Origin of the sequence: Limnohabitans sp. 2KL-17 (genome assembly GCF_003063415.1) — a bacterium.
In the GTDB taxonomy this organism is placed as follows: domain Bacteria; phylum Pseudomonadota; class Gammaproteobacteria; order Burkholderiales; family Burkholderiaceae_C; genus Limnohabitans_A.
Window position 1 is genome coordinate 1 of the sequence record NZ_NESK01000047.1, and the last position, 12359, is coordinate 12359.

13 protein-coding genes are annotated in these 12359 nt (G+C 53.2%); 8 read left to right on the top strand and 5 right to left on the bottom strand.

Annotated elements, in window-relative coordinates; genetic code table 11:
• Nucleotides 1-202 precede the first annotated feature (202 nt).
• On the top strand, nt 203-685 hold the full coding sequence (locus tag B9Z45_RS16065) for a hypothetical protein (RefSeq protein WP_146180943.1): 483 nt from the start codon (nt 203-205) through the stop codon (nt 683-685).
• Between the two features lie 8 nt (nt 686-693).
• Here the strand turns inward: B9Z45_RS16065 and B9Z45_RS17560 are convergent, their stop codons facing one another.
• Nucleotides 694-996: a helix-turn-helix domain-containing protein gene (locus B9Z45_RS17560; RefSeq protein WP_108408213.1), complete on the bottom strand. Its 303-nt coding sequence runs from the start codon at nt 994-996 to the stop codon at nt 694-696.
• A 163-nt stretch (nt 997-1159) separates the two neighbouring features.
• Here B9Z45_RS17560 and B9Z45_RS16075 point away from each other — a divergent pair, with 163 nt between their 5' ends.
• Together B9Z45_RS16075 and B9Z45_RS16080 are read left to right on the top strand one after the other, a co-directional pair.
• Nucleotides 1160-2287, top strand: coding sequence for a lipopolysaccharide assembly protein LapB (locus B9Z45_RS16075; protein WP_108408214.1), 1128 nt, complete (start codon nt 1160-1162; stop codon nt 2285-2287).
• Nucleotides 2288-2349: 62 nt separating this feature from the next.
• Nucleotides 2350-3225 carry a hypothetical protein gene (locus tag B9Z45_RS16080; protein WP_146180944.1) on the top strand — a complete coding sequence of 292 codons (876 nt, stop codon included), beginning with the start codon at nt 2350-2352 and terminating at the stop codon, nt 3223-3225.
• A gap of 101 nt (nt 3226-3326) precedes the next feature.
• Here B9Z45_RS16080 and B9Z45_RS17080 read toward each other — a convergent pair whose 3' ends face one another.
• A complete protein-coding gene (locus B9Z45_RS17080; RefSeq protein ID WP_158270445.1) occupies nt 3327-3614 on the bottom strand; it encodes a hypothetical protein in 288 nt (95 codons plus the stop codon).
• Between the two features lie 322 nt (nt 3615-3936).
• On the opposite strand from B9Z45_RS17080, the gene B9Z45_RS16090 reads away from it, so the two are divergent.
• A complete protein-coding gene (locus B9Z45_RS16090) occupies nt 3937-4902 on the top strand; it encodes a site-specific DNA-methyltransferase (RefSeq protein ID WP_199221931.1) in 966 nt (321 codons plus the stop codon).
• On the opposite strand, the gene B9Z45_RS16095 is transcribed toward B9Z45_RS16090, so the two are convergent.
• From B9Z45_RS16095 to B9Z45_RS16105, 3 genes are all read right to left on the bottom strand, one after another.
• Nucleotides 4899-5567 (bottom strand): hypothetical protein, encoded by a 669-nt coding sequence (locus tag B9Z45_RS16095; protein ID WP_108408217.1) that lies wholly within the window; start codon nt 5565-5567, stop codon nt 4899-4901. The two genes, B9Z45_RS16090 and B9Z45_RS16095, sit on opposite strands and share 4 nt — an antisense overlap.
• Nucleotides 5568-5801: 234 nt before the next feature.
• Nucleotides 5802-6875, bottom strand: a complete 1074-nt coding sequence (locus B9Z45_RS16100; RefSeq protein ID WP_108408218.1) for a beta family protein — start codon at nt 6873-6875, stop codon at nt 5802-5804.
• A complete protein-coding gene (locus tag B9Z45_RS16105) occupies nt 6872-8083 on the bottom strand; it encodes an ImmA/IrrE family metallo-endopeptidase (protein ID WP_108408219.1) in 1212 nt (403 codons plus the stop codon). The genes B9Z45_RS16100 and B9Z45_RS16105 overlap by 4 nt, the downstream gene beginning before the upstream one ends.
• Before the next feature lie 548 nt (nt 8084-8631).
• On the opposite strand from B9Z45_RS16105, the gene B9Z45_RS16115 reads away from it, so the two are divergent.
• From B9Z45_RS16115 to B9Z45_RS16130, 4 genes are all read left to right on the top strand, one after another.
• The gene (locus B9Z45_RS16115) at nt 8632-10011 is read left to right on the top strand and encodes a DUF6035 family protein (protein ID WP_233252238.1); all 1380 of its coding nucleotides are present in this window, start codon (nt 8632-8634) and stop codon (nt 10009-10011) included.
• 281 nt (nt 10012-10292) lie between these two features.
• Nucleotides 10293-10652, top strand: a complete 360-nt coding sequence (locus B9Z45_RS16120; protein WP_233252239.1) for a hypothetical protein — start codon at nt 10293-10295, stop codon at nt 10650-10652.
• A 138-nt stretch (nt 10653-10790) separates the two neighbouring features.
• Nucleotides 10791-11018: a hypothetical protein gene (locus B9Z45_RS16125; protein ID WP_146180946.1), complete on the top strand. Its 228-nt coding sequence runs from the start codon at nt 10791-10793 to the stop codon at nt 11016-11018.
• Nucleotides 11019-11134: 116 nt separating this feature from the next.
• A complete protein-coding gene (locus tag B9Z45_RS16130) occupies nt 11135-12079 on the top strand; it encodes a site-specific integrase (protein WP_233252240.1) in 945 nt (314 codons plus the stop codon).
• Nucleotides 12080-12359: the final 280 nt, after the last annotated feature.

Sequence of the window (12359 nt, forward strand, 5' to 3'; positions counted from 1 at the left end):
GGAGGGCCAGAACATGCGTCCTGCCAACAGGTGCCGACGGTGTCGGCTTTGAACCCCTGTCCCCGATCAATTCAGGTGGGGGATTTTGAAGTGGCCATAAGTGGGGGAATTTGGGTGGCCATCAGGGGTCGAGGAATTGGAACACTGGCTGCCACTCACGGGTGCTGCCCACTGGTCACACCGTACAAGCCCGGTACTGCCCATGCCTGGCGAAGTGCTGTCCGAAGCACCGCAATTGGTGCGTGACGGCGAAAACGACCCTTGGCAGTTGGAGTTTCGCTTCTGTACAGGTAGGTGTTTTCGTCTGCAGTACCGCGCTGACTTGGACGCTAGCCTCCAGTTCGCTCCAGCGAGCGACCAGTACACGGTGGACCGTATCGTAGTTTCCAGCCCGGAAGACGCATTTGGCTGGCTGCATCCGGGCAGTGCGTACCCGTTTGTGCTTGATGAAAAATTCTGGCGATCAGCTCAAGTCAGCGATTGGCCGTGGCCCGTCCGCAAGCAACTGCAAGTCAGTGAGAAGCCGGATTCCTTCTACCGCGACACGCTGGGCAGAGCGTTAATGGCTAGATTTCAACAGCATCCACGGCATTGGCAAAGACTCCAAGCTTTGCAGTATCCGGTGAGGGTCAAAGGGATACCTGACGGCTTACTTGATGAGTTGCGTCAGGTCTTTCAACCATAGCAACTGATTTATGCAGACTTGTTTGATTTGCACTTGCGGCGTGGCAAGTCTTGCACAAGGTCATTTGCTGTTAGCCCAAGGCCAGCGGCTAATCGCCAGACGTTGTACAGACTGAGATTGCGTTCCCCACGCTCCACCGCACCCACATAGTTCTCATGCAAGTCAGCCCGTTCGGCCAGCATTTCCAACGTCAACTTGTGCTCAGTCCTCAACGCCCGTAAACGTTTACCAAAAGACAACTGCACCAAGTCGCGCTCTTTTGCAAAGCGTGCTTCCAGTGGCTGTGGCTTGTTAACGAGGACCCGAGACATGGGAGGGAAGTGTTCCCAAGCACAGCCTATCAGTCCACAAACTATCCGTTTGTTTATGGCAAACTAGAACCAAACATATAGTGTTTTAACGAGGTAAATCATGCGTGCTTGTTTTCTGCCTAGCCACTCAGCTGCTGACCCACTCTGACACGGCAACACCCACATGAAACTATTCAACTACGAACTGCCCAACACGGAGCAGATGGTCAAGCTCGGCCAAGGTATCAAAAACACCGCCATTGCCTTGATGGCCGCAGGCGCTGCATCCATTGGTACGGTGGGTGCTATCAGGGCTGTGACCTCAGACTCTGTGGTGGTGGAGCCTCTCAAAGTTCCCAGCACTTTTGAAGAGTTTGGCTTCAACTCAGAAGTTGCCACGGCCCGTTTGTTGGACGAAATCAGCACCTACAGCCGTAATCAGTCGTCAGCCAAAGAACGTGTGTCCATCTTGGGCAAGTCGAATGAAAACGAAATCGACAAGCTCGGTGCCAAAAGCTCCGATGTCAAAGTCATCCAAGACTTGATTCAAGATGCCCTTGGCATCCAAAAACACCGCATCACGGGTGACATCACCTATACCCAAGACACCGAGGACAAAAGCGCAGCAGGGCGCACGTATCACATACGTCTCAGAAAACTCCCCGGCAACGCCACGCTGTTGGACATGACGGCCAAGGGAAGTCCGCAAGAAGTCTTGCAGCAGATCGCTATGGGCATGATGGAGGTGTTTGACCCGCACATTGCAGCCTCCATCTATTGGCGCAACCGAGACGAGGCAAATGCGTTGCGCATGATTGATGTGGTCTTGAACAACGACAACCCCAACGACGACAAGTACTCATTGAATCTGCGCGGCTACATCCACGTGTCGCACAAAGAGCTGGATGACGCGTGGACTGTCTACCAAAAGCTGCAAGCCTTGGATGCCAAGTTTGCACCGGGGCATATCTTGGGTTCGTGGATACACCTTGAGCGCAAAGACTACCCGCAGGCCATTGCAGAGGCCAACCGCATCATCGAGTTGGTTCCTGAAAAGTACTGGGGTTACTTCTCCCAAGCCCGTGCCTTGCGAGATTCAAAGCAACCTGAGCTTGCCCTTGGCATGTTTAAACAAGCTTTAACGCTCAAGCCGGATGCACCCGCGCCGTACTTGCAAGCTGCGACCTTCTTTAAATCTCAGAACCTGACGCAAGACGCACTGACAACGGCCAAACGTGGACTGTCTCTGTACCCCAAGCACGACGGTCTCCAAAAACTGGTGGCTGAGTTGCAAGAGGGCGCAAAACCATGACCTATCAACTGGATATGCCTATGAAGAAGTTTTTAGTCTGTGGGGCGTTGGCAGTGTTGACCATGCTCAGTACCCATGCCGCCGAAGTCCGCATTGACCACCCAGCGTATGACAAGAAGTGGGCGGCCACGGTGACAGAGCGCTCAGTGTTCTACGCCCCGCGTTGGGGTGCGATGTACCGCCAGAAGTGGGAAGAGTTGGTGAAGATCGACCCCAACACCCGCGCCGTGGCGATTCACCTGCATGGCTGCGGGGGCTTGGCGGGGTATGAATTCCAAGTAGCCACCTTCATGATGAACCAGCTGGGTCTTGCCGTGATTACCCCTGACTTCACCGCACGACCCGGTAACAAAACAGGGTGTCCTTCGGTGTTGGGTGTGTCGCTGCCATCTGAAACGGGTGGGCGAGAGCGTATCCGTGAAGGCATCTTCACTGCGGTCAATAGCGCCCGTTTGGATGCCCGAACGGATGATGTAGAGGCTCTAGTGGCTTACGTGAAGACCATCACCGATAAGCCCATCATCCTCAGCGGTCACTCTGAAGGTGGCCGCACTGTCTACCACTACGACAAAGTGGACAGTCGCATCATCGGCATGGCTATCCACCAACAAAGCTGTGGCTCCAACTACGCGCACCTATGGCGCTTGCCTACGTCGTACAAGACATGGCAGTCTTTGGATGACCGTGACGCTTGGGCTGCTGTACCCAATGGCGCGGTTCCCAACTGTGCCTACCGTTTCAAAGGTGACAAGCAAAGCAATCTCACTTTGTTTATGCAGGCTGGTGATAACCACGCGCCGCTGAACACCCCTGCCATGAAGGACAGCTTTGCGCAGTGGGTCAATGGGTTGTTGGGTGGGCCTTTTGTGAAGCAGCTTGTTCACAACGAAGTGTTTCTTGAAGGGCTACAAAACAAGTACCGCAATGCGGGCAACTAGAGCCCATCAAAACGGGTGCGCCATGAAAAAAACCAAGCCTTTTGCATCTCGGATGCTTGGTTTTTACAGGGGCCTGTGTCGGCGCCAGTCGGGGCACGATTTCAGCCGCAGCAACCGCCATCCATGTTCGGGGCAACATTGCCGGGTTGGTGCTGACTTCTAGTATCGTCAGCTACAAGAAGCCCGGTGCGTTGCCCAGGCAGGACTTGGCGGCGATCAAAGTTCCGATGCTGGTGTTCCACCACAGCAAGGATGCCTGTATCCATTGCCGACCAGACGAAGTACCAGCCGCCTTTAATGGGTTCCGCAATGCGTCCATCAAGAAACTGCTCTTTGTCGATGGCGGGGCGAACCCAGCTGGTGACGTACGCGCTGGACAACACTGGCATGGATTTATTGGGGCGGAGGGGACTGTTGTGGACATGATTTCTGAATGAATCAAAAGCCCCCATAGTTGACGGACAGACTGATTTAGCGTAACCACACTGTTGACGGTGTCGGCTTGCCAGGTGAATGCTTCAGCGACGCTGCCTGGCGGCAGGCTAAGAACGTCGGCCAGCTTATTTGTATCTGCACAGTAGTACCCCATAGGCCCGCCCGAGGTGCAGCATCGGCGTGTCTTGTAATATGGGGAAAACGGCGCCGGATCTTCCGCAGTGAACGCGAACCACAAACGCGCAGCGGCCCTTATGCCTAAAGACTAGACAATCTATGAATGAGCTTGCAATGACTGAAGTATTAGACCTGTTCACGACAGAACAGGCACCAACACCGATGCGGAAGAAGCGGACAACCAAGGCCACGGCAGAAGTGCAGCCGGAACCAGTTGTGCCCATTGCGCCCTTCCAACCGTCTGATTTCCTTGCCAAAGGGGCCAAGCCGTTTTTCTTGTCCTCTCATGGCGCTCTGTTTGACGGTGACTGCTTGGCAGTCCTGCCGCTGGTGCTGTCCGATTCAATTGACACCGTGTTTGCTGACCCTCCGTTTAACCTCGACAAAAAATACGGGGCGAAGTCGAAGGACAACCTATCAGAACAGCAATACGTCGCATGGTGCAAAGAGTGGTTAGACGAGTGCATCCGGGTACTGAAACCGGGCGGCTCCCTGTTCCTCTATAACCTGCCGCGCTGGAATATCGTCTTGGGCGCGTACCTGATGGAGAAGGGGCTAACCTTCCGCCATGACATTACGGTCGATGTGAAATCTACGATGCCCATTGCGGGGCGGCTGTACCCTAGCCATTACTCGCTGCTGTACTTCTCAAAGGGAAAACCCAAGACCTTTAGAAAGGTTCGCACGCCGATTGAGGTATGCCGACACTGTGGTGGGGATGTAAAGGACTACGGCGGGCACCGGCACGCAATGAACCCGCTCGGGGTGAATCTGCGCGACGTATGGACGGACATTCCGCCAGTGCGTCACTGGAAATTCAAGTCCAAGGACAGACCTGCAAACGCGCTCTCAACCAAGCTGCTTGACCGTGTGGTTGAAATCAGCACGGTAGAGGGTGAAATTGTGCTCGACCCCTTCGGCGGTTCGGGCACCACGTTTGCAGTGTGCGAGAAGAAAAACCGTTACTGGATCGGCGTTGAATTGGACTTTGCGCAGCAGATCAAGGAACGGTTACGGGATGACGAAATCGCGCACCACAAGAACACCGACTTCGTAGAGGGCTAGAGGTCTTTAATCAGGGCGGCCAGTGCGCCTTCTGCCGCTCTGCCGTCCTTGCCTTTGGGTATCTTTGGAGCGCCCATGCTTTCCGCGTCCTGTTCGATAACCACAAGCTCCAGTACACCTTCCGCAATGTTCAGGTTCTCCCACAGCGGGGCATAAGGGCGGATTTCCTCAATGTTGCCGATGCGGTCTGTCAGGTACTGCGCCAGCTTCATATTCGGCACGACCAGCACTCCCGCAACGCATTTCTTCACCACCAAGCCCAAAGCCATTTTGTTGATTGCGCGGTGCGATGAACTAATGTTGCCCGTTTCCCACTCGACAACCACAAGGCCTTCCGGGAACTGCTTTGCAGCGTCAATATCTCCGGGCTTGGTGCCTTTGCCCTTCTTCCCGGCAGCTGTGGCCTTCGTCGCTACATCCCAAGGGTATTCGAGCGCCCAGCCGTCGGCCTTGAGTACCTGCATAGGCTTGAGCTTGATTGGAACGACCCCGTTACCCTCGCCGGACTTCTTGCCGCTCTCAGGGTGGATGGTGAACGAGCCAGAACCTATCGGCCATTCCGCTTGAGTAATGGCTGCATGGATGGTGTCGCGGATTGCTTTCCACTCGGCTGACTCGGCAAATTCCCCACGTTGCAGCAGTACGACTGTCTCCGCGATCTTCATGGTTGACCCAAAAAGCTCAATGATACGTCTTCGGCAAGTATCGGGATACTAGGCTGCGTAAGTCGCTCAGAACGACATTAATCGCCTACAGTGGGCCTACGCTGGGCTGCGTAGCGGGCGATAAAGGCACAACCTGTGCAGGGCGCATGAGTACGGCGCTACGCTCTGCGCAGACCTAAGCGTAGCAGTGTGCCAATAGCGCCGCAAACGGATAACGCCGAGGTCTACGAGAGACTAGACAGCAGCCTTAGGTGAAACAGGAATTCTAGACAACTGCCGTACCGTGTGAGTGATGTGGTTATTTTGGTCAATCGTCACCCAGTCTTCAAGGCGTTTGAAAGCATGACCGCCTTGTGCAGCAGAAACAATATTTTCACTTCCCCAGCAATCTCCGCCCCTGAACTGTTCACTCTTGCAGAGCAATTTGGACAAGTTCCGATGCTGGGACGTATCACTGACCCAGCGACTGCCTTTGACAATAAGCCACTCTTTGTCTGCGGTATAGCGGATTTTCGCCGCAGGTTTGATGGTCTTCGGGTCGAAATCAAAGTACCCGGGATGGATAACACCATAGTCCGCATAGTCAATATCTGGATGGATCTTTGCCAGCATTTCCCATACCAAGAAGTCTCGCCGTGCCACGGATTTCAGCGCCCCCTTCTTTACCTTCCCCATATCGCTTACGAAAGCGGATGCCGCAAAAATAATCCGAGAAGGATTCAGTTTCCGAACTTCTGCAAGTGCCCGCGTGAACCGCATTTGGACGATATCGGAATCTGTGTGTTCAATAGACCTGAAATCCATGAATACATGCAGAGGCAGATCAGATGCACCGATCTCCGAAACCAACCGTGAAACTCGCTCCACCAGCATGCTAGGCAACTGGATGTCTTCACTGCCAAGCCGGATTGCAACGGCATCAACACCAGCACCCACGACCCGCCGAACAGCCAGCTTGTACGCAATGTCCCGCTCAACACCGACAACAGGGATGGCATCAATGCGATCAAAAGCAATCTTGTCATGCACAATGTTGACGGGATGTGCGCCGTCGTAGCCGCGTGCAGATGGGTCTACATCGTATAGGTCTACATAGCAATGCCCACGTCCGTTCCATGCGGCAGCTATATTGATCGCCTGTTTCTCTAGGAAAGCATGAATATCGCTGCCATTGGATAAACCAGATTTCAATGCCAGCACATCAAAAAACGGAATGATATTTGACTTGGTTTGCCGATCAAGACGCATCAGAGCTTTTGCTTCGCCCTGTTTGGACTTCAGCATCGGGGTATAAATAGGATCAGTCATTCTTCATCTTCCAAAGGCGAAATATTGAAAACGTCTTTAATATTTTGTCCCCCACCGAACTCTTTCAAAATCTTGTAATTGTTGGTTTCCCGTTGAATCCTTCCTGCGACGATGGAAGGATGAATCATCAGAGAATCGGCCAACTTCACAACAGCCTCACTTCTTTTTGTTTTAAGTGCTTCACTCGCTTGCCAAATGTGGCGGGGAATAAAAGCCTCTGCAGCAAGAAAGTTCGCCTCTGCCTCACGCTCATCTTCATTATCAAGATCATCTTCATCAACAAAAGTTGAACTCTGACGGGTCAAATGACGTTGAACATGAATCAATTCATGCATGAGTGTGAACCAGAAATAGTCCACTCTGCTATAGCGCAGAGTCAAACCAATTACAGGGGTTCCATCTTGATCCAACATAGCGGCTCCATCCAGCTTGGTTTTTGGCAAGTGTGGTTCGATTACAAGGATCACCCCCTTCATTGCCAGGAATTCAGCGGCAATCTTCGGCCCATCAACGGAGCGACTTAACTTGGCCAGTTGCTTCAGAAACTCATCAGTAATTGAGCCCGGAACATAGCGTACCTCAGGCTTTTTCAAGTCGCGTGCCCGAATCAAAACACGAGCAACCCAAGCATAGATTGCATATTGATTTTCTTCCTTAGTGACGCCAGTAAGCGTCTTGCGCAACAGAACTGGAGCGCTTTGAGCGGAGGTCCGTGCAAAGAATGAGCGGACAAGCTGTTCACCGCTTTTTCCCTCTGCCAAGTCAACGTCGAACCATCCGCGCTTTTGCATTTCCTTGACGGGGAATTTCTTCCAATCAACATCTGTGCCGTCAGAGTCATCTTGTTTTGGATAGCCGATCAGAATCTCTGCAGGAATCCGCAATTGCTCATGGATTGTCCTTATCATTTCAATTGTCAATCCACGCTTGCGTGCCAGAACCTCAGAAGCACGACTAGAACTGCCAACGATCTTGGCAAAGTCTTTTTGCTTCATTCCGAGTTCAGCAAGACGATAAACAATTGCCTCAATGGGATCGGGCGCTTCAAACTTGAACCGGGTCTCTTCAAACTTTTCGAGTAGAACGGAAATAACGGCAAGTCGCTCAGCATCGCGGCTACCTGGCATAGGATCAGACAGAGCCAACTCTTTTGCCTGCTCAAGGAGTGCGGCATATTGGAGCTCATCTCGAATAACGCGGAGTTCCATGCTATGACCTCTGGAACTGGGTTACTTCAAATTCGTTTACTGCAAGCACAATTAAAATTCCAGTGTTAAAAGCGATTTGAGTTGTTATGACGCAGTTGATCCCTGTAGGAAAGAATCGAGCCATCTTCGGCGTCAAGAACTTGACCGCAGGGAAGCAAGAGGTCACCGCAGCTTGGTCAGTCCATGTAGCTCTCTGGCTGATCGCTTGCCACATGGACAGCGCCGTTCTGGCAGCGGGAAACTGCCTACTGTGTAGGGTGATGTGGTCGCGGCCAATCAAGATCATGGGCGCAGTCTATCACACGTATTCCCATTTTGGGAATGCGCGTCCCAAAAAGGGATTTTTTTGGAGGCGTTGCTTCCTTGCCCAACCTCAGGGCTGCTGCACTGACCGGTTGTGATCCAAAATACCTTCAGTTTTCACGCCACTTCGTAGTCCTTTGTTGTTTCTGACTTCGCGCTTCAGCGGCAGGGCCGCCCTTGATGGGACTGCTCGTACAACTGAACAGCGGAAGCGCAAAACAGACTTACTCACTGGAGGATTTGCAGTGTCATATGCCGTCAAAGACCCAAAAATATCCGAGGTCATGGATATGTTTAGCGGTTCAGTTCAATCTGCGGATCGCGCCATTGGCGATGAGTACGATGCTGCAATACGTCTGCGAACAGATCTGTACGAGAGCGTCGCGACAGGCGCACCAAAGTACACCTGCCCACTTTGCGGAGTTGGTGTGTACCTCAACTGCATGCAGTTCCAGCGGCGCTTTTACTTTAAGCACGCAATGGAGGACGGACGTTGCCCCATTCAAACTCGAAATAGACTGTCCCAACAACAGATCGATGCTATCCGGTACAACGGGGTAAAAGAGAGCCAACTGCACAAGCAGATGAAGGAATGGATTCGTAAGTGCCTGGTCGCAGACAGTAACTTCAGCGAAGTCGTAGTGGAGGGTCACTGGAAAGGGAAGTTGACATCAGAATATCGTCGCCCAGACATTCGTGCAACGTATCGCGGCCTCCCTGTCGCGTTTGAAGTGCAATTGTCGTCCACGTATCTGAATGTGATTGCAGAGCGACGCATGTTCTATCAGCAGGAGGGAGCATTACTGTTTTGGATTTTTGCTAACTTCGATGAAGGCATGCGTAAGCTCACGCAGGACGACGTTTTCTACAACAACAACCAGAATGCATTTCTGGTGAACGCTGAAACCGTGCATGCATCCGACGAAAGGGGCCAGTTTGTACTCAAGTGCATCTGGCGTGAACCCGTAACTGGAACGGAAGTGTCAGACCTGCAACAGCAATTGATTGGGTTCGACCAACTTACCTTGAGTCAGAAAAAACAACAATCGTACTTCTACGATTTTTACGGCGAGCGCGAGAAAATAATGGAGGCGGAAGCGGCCTCACTCCACGCAATAGAACAACAACGGGTTGCAGAATACAAACTGCGTCAAGATCGGCGGCGTTCAGAAGTCCGCGTAAATTTCCACCATCAATGGTGCAATTGGGTTGGTCACTCCATTCTGGATTTAGACGAATGGTCAGACTTAGTAGCAGAGATGGATGAAATCGGACAGTTCATACCAGAACACCCAGGAATGTTGCCCGGTCGGATTATCAACGCGCTGTTTTCACTAAAGTTTGGGTATCCCTTTGGGTGGGCCTACAAAAATTTGATCGAAGTTGCACACATAGTGCTTCCCGGAAGAGACCGAGAAAAGATGGACCCATATCTTGAACACTTCTGGACCGGAGTCAGGGTGTTTCAACGTGCAGACGCAATCCGCGAAGATGACCAGTCAGGTAAGTGGCAGGCGAAAGTTGCCCAGCATAGGGCACTCATCAAGCAAGGCATAAAGCCGCCTGTTGGAGATTCGCGGTATCACAGTCTCATCAAATTCATATTCCCGGAACTAGCCGCCTAGCAATTCATTGTGTGGAAGAACGTTCAACAGAATGGACTGTCCAACTCAGTAGAAATTTGCCTGCTCCCCGCGCAAAGTTACACCAAGCTGGACAGCCAATGCGATCGATGGCTACAGTAATGACACGGCACCACCAGCCATGATGGCGGTGGCAAGCCGTGCCGCGTGAGTCGCGGACAAAGTCATCCATCAGAACCAAAAAGGGCTGCGGCATACGTCGTGGCCCTTTGTCGTTTCTGGCTTCGCACTCATGCGGCTGAACCTCACCAAGGAAATCAGCTTTGACCACCGAACATCTCCCCCCAATGCCAGGCACCACGCTTGAGCACCTGCGCCCCGACCAGATTTGTGACGAACCGCCTGCCTTGTTTTCGTTGGGTAATGTGGTCGCAACCCCTGCGGCGTTGGCGCTGATTCAAGAACACAGCGCGTCTGTGCCGCAACTGCTGAATCGCCATCAAACGGGGGACTGGCAGGAACTGTGCAAGGAAGACCGTGATACCAATTGGCAAGCTGCCTTTGGTGATGCGCGTGTTTTGAGTGCATTCAATATCGGAAGTGCAGATCAGCCAGTCAAGATTTGGATCATCACGGAATGGGACAGGTCGGTAACAACCATCTTGCGGCCGCAGGATTATTGACCATGGCAGCGGAACACACTTTCACACGCCCCACCCGGGAATTGCTGCTGCGCCTACCACTACTACCCACCACCCCCGACCACCGTATTGACTACGAAGCCGCAGACCCCGCGCTGTTGCTGCAACTGGCAAACCGTGGTGAACACCATCAGCCAAGGGTTATCGGCGCTGGGCGTGATTCTGGCGCACGCTGCGTATGAGATAGGCAGTGAAATTGGCAGCGACACCATAGAGGCCATCGGCTGGTATATCGCCGAAAGCAGCGATGCCTCGGCCACGCTGCTCAGCCTGATCGCAGCCTGCCGTCACCACACCGCCGACTATGCGCCTCCGGAGCCGCAATCGGCACCCCTTGCCAGATTCTGATGCCAACCGGCGCACAGTCGGTAGCCAAGCCAGCCACGTCAACAAGTGGTCACTTTCTGACACCCCATCGGGGCCATTGAAAACAGTGCCCCCGACCATTTTCAACACATATCAACATGCCGACAACATTTTCAGACACCGCAGCCGGCGGTTTGCAGCGCGTTGCTTCATCCGCGAAAGTCAATCGTTACACTCAAGCGGCATTGGCGGACAACACACACCGCAGTTACAAGGCCGATATGGCTCACTTCCGCGCCCATGGAGGCACCATCCCAACGACGACTGTGCAACTGGCCGAATACCTTGCTAGTTCCGCAGACACTTTGGCCGTGGCTACCTTGCAGCATAGGCTTATTGCCATCCACCGGGCACACTTGGAGGCAGGGCACGCGTCGCCCGCCATGGACTCACTGGTCAAGCGCACCCTGCAAGGCATCCGGCGCACAAAGGGTACGGCACAGCGGCGCGTCAAGGCACTGGTCAAGGACGACATCATCGAGTTGGTGCTGACGGCGGAGAAGCAGAAGCCAATGAAGGCGGCACGGGATGCGGCTCTGATCCTTGTGGGTTTTGCTGGTGCATTTCGGCGCTCGGAGTTGGTCAGCATCCGCAAGGAAGATATCACCACTTTCGACCACGGTATCGAGGTTCACATCCGGCGCACCAAGACCCAGCAGGAGAAAGGGCACACGGTATTCATTCCCTGTGCCAAGTCCTCGCGCTGTCCGGTCAAGGCACTGGAGAAATGGCTGGCGCTCAGCGGGATCGCGCAAGGGCCGTTATTCCGACCAATCAATCGGCATGACCAAATCGCCAGTAGCAAGGCGCTGACGCCGCAGTCGGTGGCCCTGGTACTAAAAGGGGCAACGACTCATGCCAAGAGCTCGGAAGCTGCAACGTCAGTGGCGGGACACAGTTTGCGTGCGGGTTACTGCACGGAGGCAGCCAGCGTAGGGATAGCGACTCACGTCATCATGGAGCAGACTGGGCATCGCTCAAGTGCAACGCTGGCGAAATACATAAGACCACTGGCACGAAGGAATACGCCAAGTTTATTGTGACGGACGCAACTTCCTTCGTACTAAGCAGCGGTGGGAGTCGCAGACAACTCGTTTTTCGCAAGGGTCTCGTACTCAACATGCGTCAATTCTGAAATCAGGTAATCATCATTAAGAAGTTTGTAAAGTTTCTTAATGCTATCTGAAGTGGACCCAAAAGTCAGGACAGCCTTGATGGCAGTTTAAGTTGCACTCAACTTCTCGCAGCTGGTCGGCGCTGCCCCGCTTTTTGCCTTTTGTATTGCAGGCTCAATCTCAATCCTGACTTCCCCGGCCGCAGTCG

Coding starts and splice junctions, on each gene's coding strand:
- B9Z45_RS16075 (WP_108408214.1), top strand. CDS start 1,160: ATGAAACTATTCAACTACGAACTGCCCAACACGGAGCAGATGGTCAAG.
- B9Z45_RS16090 (WP_199221931.1), top strand. CDS start 3,937: ATGAATGAGCTTGCAATGACTGAAGTATTAGACCTGTTCACGACAGAA.
- B9Z45_RS16130 (WP_233252240.1), top strand. CDS start 11,135: ATGCCGACAACATTTTCAGACACCGCAGCCGGCGGTTTGCAGCGCGTT.
- B9Z45_RS16105 (WP_108408219.1), bottom strand. CDS start 8,083: ATGGAACTCCGCGTTATTCGAGATGAGCTCCAATATGCCGCACTCCTT.
- B9Z45_RS16065 (WP_146180943.1), top strand. CDS start 203: ATGCCTGGCGAAGTGCTGTCCGAAGCACCGCAATTGGTGCGTGACGGC.
- B9Z45_RS17560 (WP_108408213.1), bottom strand. CDS start 996: ATGTCTCGGGTCCTCGTTAACAAGCCACAGCCACTGGAAGCACGCTTT.
- B9Z45_RS16095 (WP_108408217.1), bottom strand. CDS start 5,567: ATGAAGATCGCGGAGACAGTCGTACTGCTGCAACGTGGGGAATTTGCC.
- B9Z45_RS17080 (WP_158270445.1), bottom strand. CDS start 3,614: ATGCCAGTGTTGTCCAGCGCGTACGTCACCAGCTGGGTTCGCCCCGCC.
- B9Z45_RS16100 (WP_108408218.1), bottom strand. CDS start 6,875: ATGACTGATCCTATTTATACCCCGATGCTGAAGTCCAAACAGGGCGAA.
- B9Z45_RS16080 (WP_146180944.1), top strand. CDS start 2,350: ATGCTCAGTACCCATGCCGCCGAAGTCCGCATTGACCACCCAGCGTAT.